Consider the following 17,630-nt stretch of genomic DNA (forward strand, 5'->3'; position numbering starts at 1 on the left):
CGGCCGGGAACGAGATGCCCATCGGGAAACGGGTGTGGGAGTCACCACCGGTGCCCACGGTATCCGGCAGCAGCATGCGGTTCAGCCAGCTGTGGATGATGCCGTCGCCTGGACGCAGCGATACACCGCCACGGGTCATGATGAAGTCAGGCAGGGTGTGGTGGGTGGTCACGTCGATCGGCTTGGGGTAAGCCGCGGTGTGGCAGAAGGACTGCATCACCAGATCGGTCGAGAAGCCCAGGCACGCCAGGTCTTTCAGTTCGTCACGGGTCATAGGACCGGTGGTGTCCTGGGAGCCCACGGTGGTCATCTTCGGTTCGCAGTACGTACCTGGACGAACGCCTTTGCCTTCCGGAAGGCCGCAGGCCTTGCCGACCATTTTCTGCGCCAGGGTGAAACCCTTGCCGGTGTCGACAGGCGCTTCAGGCAGCTTGAACAGGTCGGTAGGACCCAGGCCCAGTTCGGCGCGAGCCTTGTCGGTCAGGCCACGGCCGATGATCAACGGGATACGGCCGCCGGCGCGGACTTCGTCCAACAGTACCGGAGTCTTCATTTCGAAGGTGGTCAGGACTTCATCGGTGCCGTGTTTGCAGACTTTGCCAGCATGGGGATACAGGTCGATCACGTCGCCCATGTTCATGTTGGTCACGTCGAACTCGATTGGCAGTGCGCCAGCATCTTCCATGGTGTTGTAGAAGATGGGAGCGATCTTGCTGCCGAAGCAGAAACCGCCGGCGCGCTTGTTCGGCACGTAAGGAACGTCGTCGCCGAAGAACCACAGGACCGAGTTGGTCGCCGATTTACGCGACGAGCCGGTACCGACCACGTCACCGACGTAGGCGATCGGGAAGCCTTGGCCGCGCATCTCTTCGATCTGCTTCATCGGGCCGGTCTTGCCTTGCTCGTCCGGCACGATGCCTTCGCGAGCCATTTTCAGCATGGCCAGGGCGTGCAGCGGGATATCAGGGCGGGACCAGGCGTCCGGGGCAGGGGACAGGTCGTCGGTGTTGGTTTCGCCGGTGACCTTGAACACGCGCAGGCTGATCTTGTCGGCCAGGGTAGGGCGGTTGCGGAACCATTCGCCGTCAGCCCAGGACTGGATCACGCCTTTGGCGTGCTCGTTGCCGTTCTTGGCTTTTTCGGCCACGTCGTGGAACGCATCGAACATCAGCAGGGTGTGCTTGAGTTGGGCGGCGGCGACAGGCGCCAGCGTGGCGTCGTCCAGCAGCTCGACCAACGTCACGATGTTGTAGCCGCCTTGCATGGTGCCAAGCAGTTCAACAGCGCGTTTCTTGTCGATCAGGGGGGAAGTGGCTTCACCCTTGGCCAGGGCGGACAGGAAACCGGCCTTGACGTAGGCAGCTTCGTCAACACCTGGTGGAATGCGGTTGGTGATCAGGTCAACGAGGAACTCTTCTTCGCCGGCCGGAGGATTTTTCAGCAGCTCGACCAGGCCTGCGGTTTGTTCGGCGTTAAGCGGCTGGGGAACAATACCCAGGGCTGCACGCTCTTCGATATGTTTGCGGTAGGCTTCAAGCACAGTTATTACCCTCATCAGTGGTCCCACGGGACGCTCATCCAGAAATGAACGGCACGCATGCGCTCGGGGGCTTTTTGGGCCGCAAAGCCAGCGCTGCCGGCATTCCTCACAGAAGCTGCTTTCAAAGTTTTACGCCTGCAGAACGGAGCTGATGAGGGTTGGCGCGGTTTTTGACCTACCGGGGTCAAACCCGCGCCAACACCGTTCTGAAGGAACGACTGTGCTCGTGACGCTTTGAAAACAGCTTCCAGCGGATTATTGGCGCCTTACAAGGCCGGATGATTCTACGGCAAAAAAAATCTAAAGGTAAGTTGCCATGGCAAGTTTGCTGGGTGATCAACCTTAGACAAAGGGCTAACATGACGCACTGTTTCGCTGATCTGTGTGTTGTTGCCCATGTCCAACCAAACCATCAAGACCCCCTGCGTCGGCCTGTGCTCCACGGTTTACGGCGATCTGGTGTGCCGTGGCTGCAAGCGCTTCCACCACGAAGTGATCCTGTGGAATGGCTACAACGAAGAGGAAAAACGTGCGGTGTGGCTGCGTTTGGAGCAGCTGCTGGTGCAGGTGATGGCCGGTAAACTGGAGATTTTCGACCCCAAGACCCTGCGCGGGCAGTTGGAACAGCGCAAGATCCGCTTCGTGCCGCACCAGTCCGAGTATTGCTGGGCCTACCAATTGATTGCCCGCGGCGCGCGGGTGATCAATAACCTGGAGGCGTACGGCATGGTGTTGTTGCCGGAGTTTCGTGAATGGGCCCTGCCGGAACTGCGCGATGCCATCGACCGGGAGTTCTTTATCCTGTCCGAGGCACACTACCAGCGCTATATCGCGCCGGGTTTCCTGAAAGATGCGCTATCTACCTGACAGCATGCATCCAGAGGTGGGGAGGGGCTTGAGTTCTTCATTGTTGTTCAGGGTTTGGTCGCAAGCTCTTGCAGGTGATCCATCAACGTCTGCGGCTTGAGCACCAGTACATCACTTTCTACAGCATCCAGTATCACCTCCGCGGTATTGCCGATCAGTGCGCCGGAAATGCCGGTGCGCGCTACGGTGCCGATGATGGTCACGGCCGCCTGCAGTGTGTGGGCAAAATGTGGAATCAATACGTCGGCCGGGCCTTCCTTGATGTGCAGGTGGTTGTCATCGACATCGAACTCGGCCTGAAATGCCCGGCACTGCTCGCGATAGCGCGCCTCGATGGTTTCCTTGAGCTGGAATGTCGGGTCGGCTGCCGACAGCATCGGCGACGGATGGGCGCTGATCACGTGTAACTGCGCGTTGGCCAAATAGGCAATGTCGAAGCCATGGTCGATGATCGCGTTGTGCAACGAGCGATGCTCACCGTCGTTATTTCCCACATCGATGGCCGCCAGAATCACCTTGTCGGCCCACGGTGCAGCGGTCTTGACCAGCAGCACCGGCGTCGGGCAATACCGCAGCAGCTTCCAGTCCGCCGGCGTCAGCAGCGCCTTTTTCAGCGGGCTGTCGGGAAAGTGTTGCTTGACCACCAAGCCGCAGCCCTCGGCCTGCTGCACGTCGATAATGGTTTCATGCAGGCTGTCATTCCACGCCTGCTCGGTGGTCACGCTGTAGCCATCCTCCTGCAAGCCCGCCTTGAGCACACTCAGCAGCGCCGAATGCTCATGTTTCCTGTCGCAGACCAGCAAATGCAGGTGCGCGTCGGTGACCCCGGCGATCAGCTTGGCGCGCTTGAGGGCCAGGCTCTCTGAGTGCTCGGGCTCGATGACCACCAGGATGCTGCGGATGGCTTGCATGGTCGGGATCTCCAAAAGAGTGGGCGTGGAGTAACTATAGTTGCTGCGCGGCTGCCGTCATGTTGATGCACATCAAGGCCAGTGGCTGGTGGTCTGCGGCGTGGTCGGTATAATCGCCGGCCTTTTGTGATCCTTTTGCCCGTGAGCCCGATGAACCTGCCAGAAATCCACGAATTCCTCGGTTGCCGCACCCCCGACGCCTGGGTCCAGGCCGCGTTGGCCGATCAGGAAACCCTGCTGATCGACCACAAGAACTGCGAATTCAAAGCCGCGAGCACCGCCCTGAGCCTGATCGCCAAGTACCACGGCCATGTCGACCTGATCAACATGATGTCGCGCCTGGCCCGCGAGGAGCTGGTGCATCACGAGCAAGTCATGCGCCTGATGAAAAAACGCAAGATCGAACTGCGCCAGTTGCACGCCAGCCGCTATGCCTCGGGTTTGCGCAAAGTGGTGCGCAGTCATGAGCCAGTGAAGCTGGTGGACACTCTGGTGGTCGGCGCTTTTATCGAAGCGCGCAGTTGCGAGCGTTTCGAAGCGCTGGTGCCGCATTTGGACGAAGAACTCAGCAAGTTTTACTTCGGCCTGCTGAAAAGCGAGGCGCGGCATTTCCAGGGTTACTTGAAACTGGCGTATCAGTACGGTGACGCCAAGGATATTGCCCAGGTGATCGAGCGGGTCAGGGCCGCCGAGCAGGAGTTGATCGAGTCACCTGACGTCGAGTTCCGCTTTCACAGTGGCGTGCCAGCCTGAGGCCACGGCCACGCCGATCAAGGTGGTGACCGCCGTCAGTAGCAGGATCACTGTTTGCGTGCCAAGTGGAGCTGCCAGTACCGCAATCATCAGCCCCGCCAAGGGTTGCGGCAGGTTATTGAGCAAGGTGATCACGCCCACCGTCTTACCGAAGTCCTGCGCCGGAATCACCCGCTGACGGGTGCTGCGCAGGTACACATTGAACATCTTGTCGAAACCGGTGACCAGCAGGAAACCCAAAGTGTAGCCCCACACGGTGGGGCTGATCGCCATGATCAACGCACCTGCGGCAATCATTGAATACGACAGCCCGCCCATGACCTTCAGCGCCAATGACGAGCGTGCCAGGTAAAACAGGATGACGATGGTGGCGACCGCGCCGGCAGCTTGTAGCAGGGCGTAGGTGTCCTTGCTGGCCGCGTATTGGCCCGTAACCATCGCCGCCGATGTGGCCAGCGTCACGCCAATCAACAGGTTCACGCCGACGGCGAGGGTAATGACCCGCTTCAGTTCCACCAGGCTGCGGATATGCCCGAAGGCAATGCGCAGCGGCTGCCACCAGATGTCACGGTGCTGTGCATGGCTTTGCAGGCTCACCGTGGTCGTACGTTGCCAGATCAGCATGGCCAGGTCTGCCAGCACAAACAGCCCGCCGACACCCAGCACCACCCAATGCCACGGCCATATTTCGAGCATCAGCGCTGCCACAAGCGGGCCCAGCACCAGGCCGCTCTGGTCGGCGATTTGTGAATAGGACAGGGTCTTGGTGTAGGTGTAGTGCTTGAACACATGCGGCATCAGCACCTCGCGGGCCATGATGCCTTGGGTGGTCAGCACCCCGCACAACGCGGACAGCAGCACCAGCCAGTAGATACCGTCGAATACCCCGTACAGTGCCACCGCCAGCACACACGCCAACGCCCGGCAGGCCTGGCTGATGTGCAGGATACGCACCGGTGAATACTTGTCGCACACGGCGCCGCACACCGGGAAGGCCAGGAAGCGAGGCAGCGACTCGATAAAAAATGCCAGGCCTGCCCACGACACGCTTCGGGTGGTCTGGAATACGATCAGCGGCACGATAAACAGCAGGACCTGGTCCGCCAGTCGCGACAGGAACAGCGAAACAAAGAACGCCAGGTAATCCTTGCGCATACAACTCCTTGTGAATGGCGTTAAAGAGTGCGGGCTATTTGTAAAAAACTCTTAATAACATGAAGCTTCCGTGGCAGCGTCCGGCTGAATGCTTCAGTTGCCCAGCTTGCCACCTATAATGCGCGCTCTTCAATCCGCGAGCGCGCACTGAGAACGTATGGAAAACCTGGGTCAGGGTAAGGTTCTGCTCATTGAGGACGACGAAAAGCTGGCGGGGCTGATCGCGCATTTTTTATCACAGCATGGCTTCGAACCCCGCGTGGTGCACCGTGGCGATGAAGCCCTGGCGGCGTTCCTGGCGTTCAAGCCGAAAATCGTCGTACTCGACCTGATGCTGCCGGGCCAGAGCGGCCTGCAGGTGTGCCGCGAGATTCGCAGCGTTTCCGACACCCCCATCGTCATCCTTACTGCCAAGGAGGATGACCTGGACCATATCCTCGGCCTGGAATCCGGCGCCGATGACTACGTGATCAAGCCGATCAAACCGCCGGTGTTGCTGGCGCGGCTGCGTGCGTTGCAACGTCGCCAAGTACCGGAGCCTACCGTGCGCGGGGCGCTGGCGTTCGTCGATTGGCTATCGACCGCAGTTGCCGGATGGTCAGGCTGGGTGACGACAAGATCGACCTCACCACCATGGAATTCGAACTGCTGTGGTTGCTGGCCAGCAACGCCGGCACCATCCTTTCTCGCGATGACATTCTCAACCGCATGCGCGGCATCGCATTCGACGGCCTTAACCGCAGCGTCGACGTGTACATCAGCAAACTGCGCGGCAAGCTCAACGACAATCCCCGCGAACCGGTGTGCATCAAGACCATCTGGGGCAAGGGTTATCTGTTCAATCCGTTCGCGTGGGAGGTCTAGATGCTGCGCTTGTACATGCGCCTGTACATCATCCTGGCGCTCGGTTTGGCGGGGGCGATCTGGCTGGTCAACTACACCTTCGATGAGCTGCTGCCCGAAGCCAACGAAACCTATAACCGCGAAGCCATGCGCGGCCCGGCGTATGGCCTGGTGGAACAACTGCGCCTGCTGCCGACGGATGTCCGCCCGGCGCGGCTGGCCGAGTTGCAGCCGCACTATGGCTTGCTGCTCAAGCTGGTTCATCGTGATGAGTTGGCCCTGAGCCCCCGTGAACAACAATTGCTGGCAGACGGACACCTGGTGGTGCGCGGCGACTTCATGGAGTTCATTGCCCGTATCGACAGCAGCCCGCAACTGCTCGAAATCAAACTCCCCGAAGAGCCGAAATGGCTGTACCTGTGGGCCTATAGCCTGCTGGGCCTGTGCCTCGCGGTGGTGCTGTATTTCTGGGTGCGCCCGCATTGGCGTGATCTGGAGCACATCCGCCTGGCCGCGCAACGTTTTGGCGACAACGACCTCGGCTCGCGAATCCTGCTGCCGCGCCGTTCCACCGTGCGCGAACTGGCCGGGCACTTCAATCAAATGGCCGAGCGCATCGAGAGCCTGATCGCCAACCAGCGCGAACTGACCAACGCGGTGTCCCACGAGCTGCGCACGCCTATCGCGCGCTTGTCGTTCGAACTCGACCAGCTCAAGCAGCAGGCCGATCCGCGTCAACGCGGCGAGTTGATCGCCGATATGTACGCCGACCTGGGCGAACTGGAAGAAATGGTCTCCGAACTGCTGACCTACGCCAGCCTGGAGCGCGGAGCGACCCAGGTCACCCGCGAGCCCATCGAGGCCCACAGCTGGCTCGACAGCGTGATCGGCAGCGTCGCCCTGGAAGCGGAGGCGGCGGGCATTCAGTTGTCGTTGCGTGCCTGTGAGGTGGATGTGATCCAGATTGAACCGCGCTTCATGGCGCGGGCGGTGATCAACCTGCTGCGCAATGCCATCCGTTACGCCGAGCACCGCGTGGACGTGTCGCTGATCAAATTCGGCAACGGTTATGAGGTGCGGGTGTGTGATGACGGCCCCGGTGTGCCCGAGGACGGTCGGGCGAAAATTTTCCAGCCGTTTACGCGCCTGGACGCCAGCCGCGACCGCCGCACCGGCGGCTTCGGCCTGGGCCTGGCGCTGGTGCAGCGAGTGTCCCAGTGGCACGGCGGGCAGGTGCACGTGGTGGATTCGCAATGGGGTGGGGCGTCGTTTCGGATGACCTGGGCGTACGCCGAGTAACGTCCTTGAAGCACAACAAATGTGGGGGCGGGCAAAGAGTAGGCCGCAGGTACGGTGTTTGTCCTTGCCCGCTCGCACCTGTCGTTAATGGTCCAGCGCACTCAAGAGGGCGTGAGCCACTTTCACCCGCTCCGCATTCGGGTAGTTCTTGTTCGCCAGGATCACCACTCCCAATCCCTTGCTCGGAACGTAGGCCACATAGGCACCAAACCCATTGGTCGAGCCGGTCTTGTTCACCAGAGTGTTGGCATGGGGCGCCTGCGCTGGCGTTAGCCAATTGACCTTGTGCGGTTCCATGGCCATGGGGGTGGAGTTGCCGTCAATCAACGCATCGAGCGTGATGGGGTAGGGGTACATTTCCCAGCCCAGGCCTTGGGTCATGCCGTCGACGGTGTAGTAACCGGTATGGGTGATGGTGATCGCGTGTTGCACGGCGCTTTCCAGCCTGGTCGGGTGCATGTTGGCTTGCACATAACGCAGCAGGTCCGAGGCGCTGGTCTTGATGCCGTACGCCTCGCTGTCCATGGCGCCGGGGCCGACGCGCACCGGCTTGCCATCCTTGCCGTAGCCTTGGGCGTACAGGTTCATCTGGCTCTGCGGCACGTTGACGAAGGTGTGCTTGAGCCCGAGTTTGGGCAGCAGGGTCTTTTCCATCGCCTGGTTGAACGGCTGCTTGAGGCTCTGCGCCGCCAGGTAACCGAACAGGCCCAGGCTCGGGTTGGAATACAACCGCTGGGTGCCAGGGGCGAAGTCGGGTTTCCACTGCTGGAAGTAGCTGATCATGTGCTGGTTGTTGTCGGCCTCCGGCGGAAATTGCAGGGGCAGCCCACCGGCGGTGTAGGTGCCCAGGTTAAGCACGCTGATGTGGTCGAACTTGCCGCCGCCCAGCGCAGGCAGGTAGTCGCTGGCCGGGGCCGACAGCTTGAGTCTGCCGGTGGCTGCTGCATAACCGGCAAGGGTGGCGGTGAAGGTTTTGCTGACCGAACCGATTTCGAACAGGGTGTTTTCGTTGACGGGCTGCTGCGTCTCCCGGGACGCGACGCCATAGTTGAAATACTGCACGTTGCCGTCCTGAACCACGCCGACGACAAGGCCGGCAATGGCCTGTTGTTGCATCAGCGGCTTGACACTGGCGTCCACCGCCGCCTGCAGATCGGTCGCGGCCAGGCAGTTGCCGGCAGCGAGAAGGGCGGCTATCGCCGTGACAGTGCGCATGCCTGAGAGCGTAGAGAGGGGCATGAGAGGGCTTCCATGAAAGTGAGCGAAAAAAAGACCCTGCGCGGGCGAGGCAAATATAGGCAGTTCGCCAGCGCTGGGCAAACGATGACGTCGCCTGCCTGGCGGTAGCGGGAGAAGGCCCGCGTAACGACTATTTTAGAAACATAATGAAACATTCGCCGATGCGCGCCGCTCTACCGCTACACCTGTACAGAGTTATTCCATGAAAACACCGCGCCCCTCCGCTCGTATGCCTCACCTTACCCAACTGCGAAACCTGAAGATGGCGCGCTCGGCCCACGCCTATGTGCGCGGCAGTACCGTGCAGTTCTACGACTGGCTGCACAGTTTGCCGGGGCGTCGCTTGCCCCACGGGCCCGCGATCTGGATCTGCGGCGATTGCCATGCCGGAAACCTGGGCCCCACCGGCGACACCGAAGGGCGCATCGATATGCATATCCGCGACCTGGACCAGGCCGTGATCGGCAACCCGGCCCACGACCTGGTGCGCCTGGCTTTGTCCCTGGCGACCGCTGCGCGAGGCTCGGACCTTCCTGGTGTGACCACCGCACGCATGCTTGAAGAAATGATGCTGGGCTACGGACAGGCCTTCAAAGATAAACCCGACGAAGCCCCGCCACGCCCGTCCCAGGTCAAGGCTGGCATGCGCAGCGCGGTGGCGCGCACCTGGAAGCACCTGGCGCGTGAACGCATCGAAAGCGCCCGGCCGACCATCCCGCTGGGCAAGCATTTCTGGGCGTTGTCGCGGGCTGAAAAAAGCGCGCTGGAAGGCGTCTGTGCGTCGGATGAGATCCACCAATTGGTCACCTCGCTCAAAGGTCGGCCCAAGGACGCCAAGGTCGAACTCCTGGATTGTGCTTACTGGGTCAAGGGTTGCAGCTCCCTTGGCCTGTTGCGTTACGCGGCCTTGCTCGGCGTGGGCGACAAGGATGATCAGGAATATTGCCTGATCGACATCAAGGAGGCGGTCGGCGCCGCTGCGCCCCGAGCCGCACGGGCGAAGATGCCCAGGGATAATGGCCGCCGGGTGGTGGAAGCTGCGCGGCAGCTGTCACCGGGCCTCGGCGGACGCATGGTGGCGACGCGGTTTCTGGATCACGGGTTTTTTATTCGGGAACTGCTGCCACAGGACATGAAGTTGGAACTCGATGAGTTGAGCGAGACTGACGCTATGCACGCCGCAGGTTATCTGGCGCGGGTGGTTGGCGTTGCTCATGCGCGGCAGATGGACCGAGCGACCCGCAAGGGATGGATGGCGACGTTGCAGGAGAACCGGTCGAGGGAATTGGATGCGCCTTCATGGTTGTGGACCAGTGTGGTGCAGTTGGTGGGGAGTCATGAACAGGGGTATCTGAACCATTGTCGGCGGTATGCTCTGGAGCACTGACCCAGGGCGCCAGGGTGGACAAGATACCCCGTTAGATACTGTCTTGACCCTCACCGAGCAACCCCCCCCAAGTTTTGGGTCGTAGCAGCTGTCGAGCGCAAGCGAGGCTCGACAGCTGCTACGGCGGCGGCGGGGGGGCAACGAGGTGTAGATGCTTATGGCCGGCGCGCCGCAACGTCGGTCATGCCAGGTATTTGTGGAACCAGCCCAGCGTTCTTTCCCACGCCTGGTTCGCCGCTGCTTCGTCATAACGCGGCGTCGAGTCGTTGTGGAAGCCGTGATTGGCACCCTTGTAGATAAACGCTTCATAGGTTGTGCCGGCCGCTTTCAACGCTTTCTCGTACGGCGGCCAGCCTTCGTTGATACGTGTATCCAGTTCGCCGAAGTGCAGCATGATCGGCGCCTTGATGCGCGGTACGTCCTTGGCCTCAGGTTGGCGGCCGTAGAAAGAGACCGCTGCGCCCAGTTCGGGGTAGGCCACCGCTGCCGCGTTGGTCACGCCGCCGCCGTAGCAGAAGCCGGTGATGCCGACTTTGCCGGTGCTGCTGTCGTGGTGCATCAGCCATTCGATGGCGGCGAAGAAGTCGTTCATCAGTTTGGTCGGGTCGACGGTCTGTTGCAGTGCCACGCCTTTTTCATCATTGCCGGGGTAGCCGCCGACGGAGGTCAGGCCATCCGGGGCCAGGGCGATAAAGCCGGCTTTGGCCAGGCGTCGGGCGACGTCTTCGATATAGGGGTTCAGGCCACGGTTTTCGTGCACCACCACCACCGCCGGCAACTTGCCCGCGGCCTTGGCCGGGCGCACCAGGTAGCCGCGTACCGTGCCGTTGCCCTTGGGCGAGGGGTAGGTGATGTAGTCGGCGACGATGTCCGGGTCGGTGAATTTCACTTGCTCGGCCAGGGCGTAATTGGGGCTCAGGGCGGCGAGCAGGGCGCCAGCGCTCATGCCCGCGAAGGTGAACAATGCAGCACGGTCGAGAAATTCACGGCGGTTGATCTTGCCGTGGGCGTAGCCGTCGTAGAGTTCCAGCAGTTCGGGGGCAAAGTCTTTCGCGGTGAGACGAGTCATCGGTGCAATCCTCGATTGGCGGTGGCAATCAATGTAGACCAGGTTCAGCCTTCACGGCCACGGGCGGCTACGCTGTCCAGCAGGACATGCGTCTATTGGGGTAGGTAGGTCCATTTTTTGCGGAGGATTGCATGAAGCGTCGAATGTTAGCGTTAGCCCTTGGCTTTATCGCCAGCGCCCAGGCCGTGGAGTACAAGGACGTCAACCACACCGCCAGCCAGATCAGTTTTACCTACGAGCAACTGGGGCAGCGGATGTATGGCACGTTCAAGGCCTTCGAAGGCACCTTGACCTTCGATACGCAGGCGCCGGAGGCGGGGCACGCGGTGCTCAAGATCCAGCTCGCCAGCATCAACGCCGGCAGCGACGATGCCAATGACACCCTGCAACGCGCGTCCTGGTTTGATACCGCGACCTACCCGGTCGGTGTGTATGAGTCCACCGGGGTCAAGGCGCTGGGGGATAACCGCTTCCAGATCAGCGGCAACCTGACCATCAAGGGCATCACTCGCCCGGTTGATGTGCTGGTGCTGCTCAAGGAGCTGGACGGCATTGGCGTGTTCGACGGCGAATTCATCCTTGATCGCGGCGATTTCAAGATCGGCGAAGGTGAATGGGCCGGCAACAGCGTGGTGTCCAACGACATCCATATCAAATTCAAAATGGTCGCGCCGCAGCGCTAGCGGGCGAACTTTTTCGCGCCGGCCACGCAGCCGATCACCGCCACTGTCACCAGTACCATGCCCAGACTCACCTGTTCATGCAGCAGGCCCGCCGCCAGCGCCAGGCCGAAGAACGGTTGCAGCAACTGCAACTGGCCGACGGCCGCGATCCCGCCCTGAGCCAGGCCGCGATACCAGAACACAAAGCCGATCAGCATGCTGAACAGCGCCACATAGCCCAGGCTCAGCCAGGCCGGCAGGCTGATGCCGGTAAAACTCGGCGGGGCGAGGATCAGGCTCAGCGGCAGCACCACTGGCAGCGACACCACCAGCGCCCAGCAGATCACCTGCCAACCGCCCAGGCTGCGCGACAGCTTCGCGCCCTCGGCTATCCCAGTCCGCATACCAGCACCGCCAGCAGCATCAGCACGTCCCCAGCCGGTGCCGCGCTCAAGCCCTGGGCCAAGGCATAACCCATCACCAACACACTCCCCAGGATCGAAAACACCCAGAACACCGGCCGCGGCGCTCGCCGCCGCGCAGCACGCCAAACACCGCCGTGGCCAGGGGCAGCAGGCCGATAAACACGATGGAATGGGCGGACGTCACGTATTGCAGGGCCAGGGCGGTGAGCAGGGGGAAGCCGATCACCACGCCCAAGGCGACGATCACCAGGGGCACCCATTGAGCGCGTGCAGGGCGTTTCTCCTTGAACAGCCACAGTAGAAGCAGCCCCAATGCGGCGGCGATGGCGGCGCGGATCATCGTCAGAAACACCGGATCGAATTCCATGACCGCCAAGCGCGTGGCGGGCAGTGAACCGCTGAAAATCACCACGCCGATAAAACCATTGATCCAACCCTGAGTGCTGCTGTCCAGGGCGCTGAGGGGAGACGTACGTTCCATGAGGGCTGTCCGGAAAAGAAAAGTTGCGTGGCGCCCATCCTAGGATCGAAGATTAAGACAATCAAAAAATTGTCATGGATACACCGCCAATGCCCCGCGCCCGTTACAAGTCACTGGTCGACAGGTTTGCCGAAGACATCCGCAGCGGGAAAATGCCCCCCGGCATGCGTTTGCCCACCCATCGCCAATTGGCCGCCGACCACGGCCTGGCGCTGGTCACCGCCAGCCGCGTGTACACCGAGCTGGAAGCCATGGGCCTGGTCAGTGGGGAAACCGGGCGTGGCACCTTCGTGCGGGAGATCGCGTTACCGCCAGGGCAGGGCAGTGGGCAAATGAGCATCGCGACGGGCATGCTCGACCTCAATTTCAATTACCCCTCGCTGCCCGGTCAGGCCGACCTGCTGCGCACCGCGCTGCGCCAGTTGGCGCTGTCCGGCGACCTTGAAGCGCTGCTGCGTTATCAACCCCACGCCGGTCGCCTGCATGAGCGCGCCACCATTGCCCGTCACCTGCTGAGCCGAGGGCTGACAGTGGCGGCCGAGCAGGTGCTGGTGGTCAGTGGCGCCCAGCATGGGTTGGCGGTGGCGATGATGGCGTTGCTCAAGCCAGGGGATGTGATCGCGGTGGACGCGTTGACCTATTCGGGGTTCAAGGTGCTGGCAGAGACCTTGCATCTGGAAATCGTCCCGATTCCCGTCACCGCCTGCGGCCCGGACCTGGCAGCTCTGCGCAGCCTGTGTGGCAAGCGCCCGGTGCGTGCGGTGTACAGCATGCCGACCCTGCACAATCCGCTGGGCTGGGTGATGGGCATTGAGCAGCGCGAGCAACTGGTAGCCATCGCCCGCCAGCACAACCTGATGATCATTGAAGATGCGGCCTACGCGTTCCTGGCGGAGGACGCACCGCCGCCCTTGGCCAGCCTGGCGCCGGAGCGCACGGTGTATGTGGGTGGGTTGTCGAAGAGTGTCGCCACCGGGCTGCGGGTGGGGTTCGTCGCCGCGCCTGCAGCGTGGATGAAGGCGCTGGAACGCACCATCATGGCCACCACTTGGAACGTGCCCGGCGTGATGAGTGCAATCGCCGTGGCCTGGATCGAGGACGGCACCGTCGCCCAACTGGAAGCACAAAAACGCCAGGATGCCCAGGCTCGGCAAGTCTTGGCGGCGCAGGTGCTGAAGGGGCTGGCCTACACCAGCCACCCGTCATCGTATTTTCTGTGGCTGCCTTTGGCGGAAGACGCCCGCGCTGACCAAGTCGCCATGACCTTGCAGCGCGAGGGCGTCTCGGTGTCCACCGCCGAGCCGTTTGCCGTTTCAGCCCATGTGCCCCATGCGTTGCGCCTGGCGTTGGGTTCGGTGGACATGCCGGCGCTGCGCGAGGCGTTGCTCAAGGTGCGCAGCGTAGTGGCGTGGTGAGCCTACACTCGCCTTCAGAATTTAAAAGCCTGGCGACCGATCAATAGCCAGTGGCCTTTCTGTTTCTGCCAGACCTGGAAGTTTTCGATGTCGGTGGGTACTTCCACGCCACTGTTCACCGCCTGGGCGTGAAAGTGGTTGCGCACCAGCGCCGTGTCGCCTTGCAGGGTGATGGTCTGTTTTTGCATTTCCAGGGTCTTGAAGCCGCTGCGACCGGTCTCGATATCGGCGATGAACTCCTGTTTGTTCTGGATCTTGCCGCTGGAGTGGCCGTAGGTGAGTTGCTCGGCGGTGAGGGCCTGGAGCTGCTTGATGTCTTTATGCAGCATGGCTTGGGTCAGGTGATCCACCGCTTGGGCCACGTCTTTGTCATTGGGGGCGGCGGCCACGTAGCCGCTGAACAGGCATAGAAAACCGATCAGTAGTTTGACGTTTTGCATGGGTGTTTCCTTATTGTTGTTGGGGGTGTAGGCGATAGCTGTAGTCGTCGTACAACCATGCAATATTTTCTGTGGCGATGGAAAGTTAAATTTCGAAATATCCTGAAATTATTGAGCCTGTAAGATTGAATGCTCTTATACGATGTCCCAACACCTTGGGTGACGTGGTGGATGAGTGGCAGCGGCGGAACACTGACAAGCATCCATGAACACGGCACCGCCCCTCCCACAGGGTGAATCGTTAGTTATCTGCCAGTGGCGGGGTACGCGGCGGATCAAGCGCTTGCTCCCGGTCGCTTCATACGCGGCCGCCGTCTGCAACAACGCCGAGTCATCATAAGCGCGCCCGGCAAACGTCAGCCCCACCGGCATGCCGATGTCCGCCATCACGCCCATCGGCACGGTGACGGTAGGCACGCCCAGGTGGCGGATGGCGAGGTTGCCGTTGGCCACCCAGATGCCGTTGCTCCAGGCGATGTCGGCGCTGGCTTCGTTCACATCGGCATCGGCCGGGCCTACATCGGCGACGGTCGGGAACAGCACGGCGTCGAGGCCGAGCTTATCCATCCAGTCTTCCAGATCGATGCGCCGGGTTTGCTCCAGGCCGCGCAGGCCGTCGGGCACGGTGCTGATTTCATTCCAGGGCGTGATGCCGCGCTGGCCCATGCGCACGTATTCGTCCATGCCGGCGGCGAGGTCGTCTTCACGGTTGGGCAGGGTGCCGGGGTCGTGTGGGAAGATTTTCGGGCCGTCCACATCCGCCAGGCGGTTGAGGGTTGGGTCATTGTTGGCGCGCAGGAAGTCGTCAAACGCCCAGGCGGACAGTTCCCACAACTCGTCGTGCAGGAATGCCTTGGACACCAAGCCGCGGGTAAACACTGTCGGTGCACCGGGGCGATCGCCTTCGCAGTTGGACACCAGCGGGAAATCCACCTCGATGACTTCGGCACCCGCCGCTTCCAGCGCCTTGCGGGCGTCTTTCCACAGCTTGATCACGCTGTCACGGGTGTTGATCCGTTGCCCGGTCGGGCCGCCGATGCCGGGCTTTTCGCTGGTGCCGGCGTCGGGGTCGGCATTGATGTACATGCGCGGTACGCCCAGGCGCTTGCCCACGAGGTAGTCGGCTGTTGCGGCCAACTCCATGTAAGACGCCGGGCGCACGTCGGCGACGCTGGGGATCGGCACCCAGGGTTGCAGGCGCCACAGGTCGCCACGGGTGTCGGGGTCCTCGGCGACCACCACGTCGAGTACTTCCAGCAGGTCGGCCATGGTGCGCGCATAGGGCACCACCACGTCCATGGTTGGCGTCAGGGGCCAGTTGCCACGCACCGAAATCACCCCACGGGACGGGGTGTAGGCGCACAGGCCATTGTTGGACGCCGGGCCGCGCCCGCTGGACCAGGTTTCCTCTGCCAGACCGAACGCCGCGAAACTGGCAGCGGTTGCAGTGCCCGCGCCGTTGGACGAGCCGGAGGCAACGGCGCCGTGAGGTAGCTGGCGTTATACGGGCTTTCGGCACGACCATACACGCCACGCTGCATGCCGCCGTTGGCCATCGGCGGCATATTGGTCTTGCCCAGGCAGATGGCGCCACCGGCGCGCAGGCGTTCGATGGTGAACGCGTCGCGATGGGCGGTGAGCCTGGCAAATGCCGGGCTGCCGGAGGCCGCCGTCAGCCCCTTGACCAGGTAGCTGTCCTTCGCGGTGTAGGGAATGCCATCCAGTGGCCCCAACGTTTCGCCCTTGGCCCGGCGTGCATCGGACGCCTCGGCTTCTTTAAGCGCTTCGGGGTTGCGCACCACCACGGCATTCAACGCGGTAGCGGTCTGCGGGCCGTCGTAGGCCTCGATCCGTGCAAGGTAAGCCTGGACCAGTTCAACGGCAGTGGTCTGGCCGGATTCAAGCGCAGCGCGCAATTGGGCAATGGAGACTTCGGTAACTTGCATGACGTTTTCTTCGCCGCCTTAAGTTGAGGTATGGCCGCAGTCTACGTACAGATATTTCACAAAACCAGCGCCGAATAGCCCGCGAAGGCGCTGCGCATCACCTGCCAGGTCGCCTCATCCGCGGGAATCAGATGCTCGATGCGCAGCGAGGTGAGGGTGATGTCCTGGGGCATGCCGAACGTGGTGAAGGTCGACAAAAAAGTTCAGCTCACCTTGGCTTGAGCGGATACGCGTGAGCACCAGCGGCGGCATTTCGCTGGGCAGCTCAGTGTGAGTGGGCACTGGCAAACTCGCCAGCAAAGCAGCCAATGCCGGGCTGCCCAACGCCTCGCGAGTTGCCCGTTGCCAGGCGAGGGTGCGGATCTCTTCGGCGTTGATCAAGTGATCGCCCAGGCCACCGGTTTGCAGCAGGGTGGTCAGCAGGTTCAGGCCATCGGCTGCATTCGCTTTGATCCCGACCAGCTCGAACAGCACGGCGGTGCTGGCATTGGCCGCCAGCACTTGCCACTCGCTGCCCAGCAGAATTGCGGGTGCAGGATTGTTGGCGTGCAGCACATGGCTGACCGCATCGCGAATCGCAGCCATGGCCGGCGAGGCGAGCGGGGTGGCGACGTAGCGCGGGGCGTAACCGGCGGCGAGGAAGACGCGGTTGGCGAGATCCAGCGGTGTCTCCAGCGCCGTCAGCACATTGTGCAATGTTCCTGGGCTTGGCGTAGCGCGGCCGGTTTCAATGCAACTGAGGTGGCGCTGGGACATTCCGGTGATCAGCGCCAGGTCCAATTGGCTCAGCTTGGCCTGGCGGCGCAACTGGCGCAGGTGTTCGCCGGCGGTGGCAGGATTTTCCATGGCGTGTCCATGACCTCCGAGGTCATTGCGAGGGGCCAAACCTTATCACTAAGGTGGGGCTCGATCACTTCAAGGAAGACATCATGCCAAGACCCTCTATTGCCCTGGCCGCTTTGCTCGGGTTTTCCCTCTACACCCTGTTCACTCTGTTGACTGCCGAGCAGTCTTTATTGGCGTTTGGGCAGGAATTGCTCTCGCGGCCGGACACCGCGCAAGTGGTGATCGACCTGTACCTGATGGCGGTATTGGCGTGCGTATGGATGTATCGGGATGCTCGGGGGCGAGGGCGCTCGGTGTTGTCGGTGCTGCCGTATTTTTTGCTGACGGCGGTGTTCGTGTCGGTGGGCCCGCT

At 61.8% G+C, this 17,630-nt stretch carries 13 protein-coding genes and 4 pseudogenes; 8 read left to right on the forward strand and 9 right to left on the reverse strand.

Translation table 11 applies throughout. The features are described from left to right. Window positions 1-1,540 (reverse strand): bifunctional aconitate hydratase 2/2-methylisocitrate dehydratase (locus IQK56_RS18490; RefSeq protein ID WP_193901781.1); only part of this gene is annotated, 1,540 nt, incomplete at its 3' end. Between the two features lie 396 nt (window positions 1,541-1,936). Here IQK56_RS18490 and IQK56_RS18495 point away from each other — a divergent pair. Further along, the gene (locus IQK56_RS18495) at window positions 1,937-2,407 is read left to right on the forward strand and encodes a DUF1289 domain-containing protein (RefSeq protein ID WP_122307324.1); all 471 of its coding nucleotides are present in this window, start codon (window positions 1,937-1,939) and stop codon (window positions 2,405-2,407) included. A 47-nt stretch (window positions 2,408-2,454) separates the two neighbouring features. Here the strand turns inward: IQK56_RS18495 and IQK56_RS18500 are convergent, their stop codons facing one another. After that, window positions 2,455-3,318 carry a universal stress protein gene (locus IQK56_RS18500; RefSeq protein WP_193863750.1) on the reverse strand — a complete coding sequence of 288 codons (864 nt, stop codon included), beginning with the start codon at window positions 3,316-3,318 and terminating at the stop codon, window positions 2,455-2,457. A gap of 150 nt (window positions 3,319-3,468) precedes the next feature. On the opposite strand from IQK56_RS18500, the gene IQK56_RS18505 reads away from it, so the two are divergent. Then, window positions 3,469-4,071: a MiaE family protein gene (locus IQK56_RS18505; RefSeq protein ID WP_112195593.1), complete on the forward strand. Its 603-nt coding sequence runs from the start codon at window positions 3,469-3,471 to the stop codon at window positions 4,069-4,071. Here the strand turns inward: IQK56_RS18505 and IQK56_RS18510 are convergent. After that, window positions 4,027-5,226, reverse strand: coding sequence for an MFS transporter (locus IQK56_RS18510; protein WP_193863749.1), 1,200 nt, complete (start codon window positions 5,224-5,226; stop codon window positions 4,027-4,029). The genes IQK56_RS18505 and IQK56_RS18510 overlap by 45 nt on opposite strands. A gap of 157 nt (window positions 5,227-5,383) precedes the next feature. On the opposite strand from IQK56_RS18510, the pseudogene IQK56_RS18515 reads away from it, so the two are divergent. Both IQK56_RS18515 and IQK56_RS18520 read left to right on the forward strand, forming a co-directional pair. After that, a pseudogene (locus IQK56_RS18515) lies at window positions 5,384-6,090 on the forward strand (winged helix-turn-helix domain-containing protein). Further along, entirely contained in the window at window positions 6,091-7,368 is a 1,278-nt protein-coding gene (locus IQK56_RS18520; protein WP_150761267.1) for an ATP-binding protein, read from the forward strand. Between the two features lie 84 nt (window positions 7,369-7,452). Here the strand turns inward: IQK56_RS18520 and ampC are convergent, their stop codons facing one another. Then, complete coding sequence (gene ampC, locus IQK56_RS18525) at window positions 7,453-8,607, reverse strand: class C beta-lactamase (protein WP_193863747.1); 1,155 nt, start codon at window positions 8,605-8,607, stop codon at window positions 7,453-7,455. 202 nt (window positions 8,608-8,809) lie between these two features. Here ampC and IQK56_RS18530 point away from each other — a divergent pair, with 202 nt between their 5' ends. Beyond that, entirely contained in the window at window positions 8,810-9,994 is a 1,185-nt protein-coding gene (locus IQK56_RS18530; RefSeq protein ID WP_193863746.1) for a DUF2252 family protein, read from the forward strand. A gap of 181 nt (window positions 9,995-10,175) precedes the next feature. Here IQK56_RS18530 and yghX read toward each other — a convergent pair whose 3' ends face one another. Further along, window positions 10,176-11,063, reverse strand: a complete 888-nt coding sequence (gene yghX, locus IQK56_RS18535) for a YghX family hydrolase (RefSeq protein WP_150676848.1) — start codon at window positions 11,061-11,063, stop codon at window positions 10,176-10,178. Between the two features lie 131 nt (window positions 11,064-11,194). Here yghX and IQK56_RS18540 point away from each other — a divergent pair, with 131 nt between their 5' ends. Beyond that, window positions 11,195-11,746, forward strand: coding sequence for a YceI family protein (locus tag IQK56_RS18540; protein ID WP_193863745.1), 552 nt, complete (start codon window positions 11,195-11,197; stop codon window positions 11,744-11,746). Here IQK56_RS18540 and IQK56_RS18545 read toward each other — a convergent pair. Continuing rightward, window positions 11,743-12,631 (reverse strand): annotated as a pseudogene (locus IQK56_RS18545) (DMT family transporter). The gene IQK56_RS18540 and the pseudogene IQK56_RS18545 overlap by 4 nt on opposite strands. 89 nt (window positions 12,632-12,720) lie before the next feature. Between IQK56_RS18545 and IQK56_RS18550 the strand changes: the two are divergent. Continuing rightward, window positions 12,721-14,046 carry an aminotransferase-like domain-containing protein gene (locus tag IQK56_RS18550; protein ID WP_150676845.1) on the forward strand — a complete coding sequence of 442 codons (1,326 nt, stop codon included), beginning with the start codon at window positions 12,721-12,723 and terminating at the stop codon, window positions 14,044-14,046. Window positions 14,047-14,060: 14 nt separating this feature from the next. Here the strand turns inward: IQK56_RS18550 and IQK56_RS18555 are convergent, their stop codons facing one another. The 3 genes and pseudogenes from IQK56_RS18555 to IQK56_RS18565 all read right to left on the reverse strand — a co-directional run bounded on the left by IQK56_RS18555 (window position 14,061) and on the right by IQK56_RS18565 (window position 17,278). Beyond that, on the reverse strand, window positions 14,061-14,486 hold the full coding sequence (locus IQK56_RS18555) for a nuclear transport factor 2 family protein (protein WP_122307336.1): 426 nt from the start codon (window positions 14,484-14,486) through the stop codon (window positions 14,061-14,063). A gap of 241 nt (window positions 14,487-14,727) precedes the next feature. Then, window positions 14,728-16,432, reverse strand: a pseudogene (locus tag IQK56_RS18560) (amidase). Window positions 16,433-16,488: 56 nt separating this feature from the next. Continuing rightward, window positions 16,489-17,278 (reverse strand): annotated as a pseudogene (locus IQK56_RS18565) (helix-turn-helix domain-containing protein). Between the two features lie 83 nt (window positions 17,279-17,361). Here IQK56_RS18565 and IQK56_RS18570 point away from each other — a divergent pair. Further along, on the forward strand, window positions 17,362-17,630 hold a 269-nt coding region (locus IQK56_RS18570), incomplete at its 3' end, for a DUF2834 domain-containing protein (RefSeq protein ID WP_193901780.1).

Origin of the sequence: Pseudomonas cyclaminis, assembly GCF_015163715.1 — a bacterium.
Taxonomy (GTDB): domain Bacteria; phylum Pseudomonadota; class Gammaproteobacteria; order Pseudomonadales; family Pseudomonadaceae; genus Aquipseudomonas; species Aquipseudomonas cyclaminis.

Bases quoted from the DNA above. Each gene is read 5' to 3' on its own strand.
- IQK56_RS18495 (WP_122307324.1), top strand. From the start codon at position 1,937: ATGTCCAACCAAACCATCAAGACCCCCTGCGTCGGCCTGTGCTCCACG.
- IQK56_RS18500 (WP_193863750.1), bottom strand. From the start codon at position 3,318: ATGCAAGCCATCCGCAGCATCCTGGTGGTCATCGAGCCCGAGCACTCA.
- IQK56_RS18505 (WP_112195593.1), top strand. From the start codon at position 3,469: ATGAACCTGCCAGAAATCCACGAATTCCTCGGTTGCCGCACCCCCGAC.
- IQK56_RS18510 (WP_193863749.1), bottom strand. From the start codon at position 5,226: ATGCGCAAGGATTACCTGGCGTTCTTTGTTTCGCTGTTCCTGTCGCGA.
- IQK56_RS18520 (WP_150761267.1), top strand. From the start codon at position 6,091: ATGCTGCGCTTGTACATGCGCCTGTACATCATCCTGGCGCTCGGTTTG.
- ampC (WP_193863747.1), bottom strand. From the start codon at position 8,607: ATGCCCCTCTCTACGCTCTCAGGCATGCGCACTGTCACGGCGATAGCC.
- IQK56_RS18530 (WP_193863746.1), top strand. From the start codon at position 8,810: ATGAAAACACCGCGCCCCTCCGCTCGTATGCCTCACCTTACCCAACTG.
- yghX (WP_150676848.1), bottom strand. From the start codon at position 11,063: ATGACTCGTCTCACCGCGAAAGACTTTGCCCCCGAACTGCTGGAACTC.
- IQK56_RS18540 (WP_193863745.1), top strand. From the start codon at position 11,195: ATGAAGCGTCGAATGTTAGCGTTAGCCCTTGGCTTTATCGCCAGCGCC.
- IQK56_RS18550 (WP_150676845.1), top strand. From the start codon at position 12,721: ATGCCCCGCGCCCGTTACAAGTCACTGGTCGACAGGTTTGCCGAAGAC.
- IQK56_RS18555 (WP_122307336.1), bottom strand. From the start codon at position 14,486: ATGCAAAACGTCAAACTACTGATCGGTTTTCTATGCCTGTTCAGCGGC.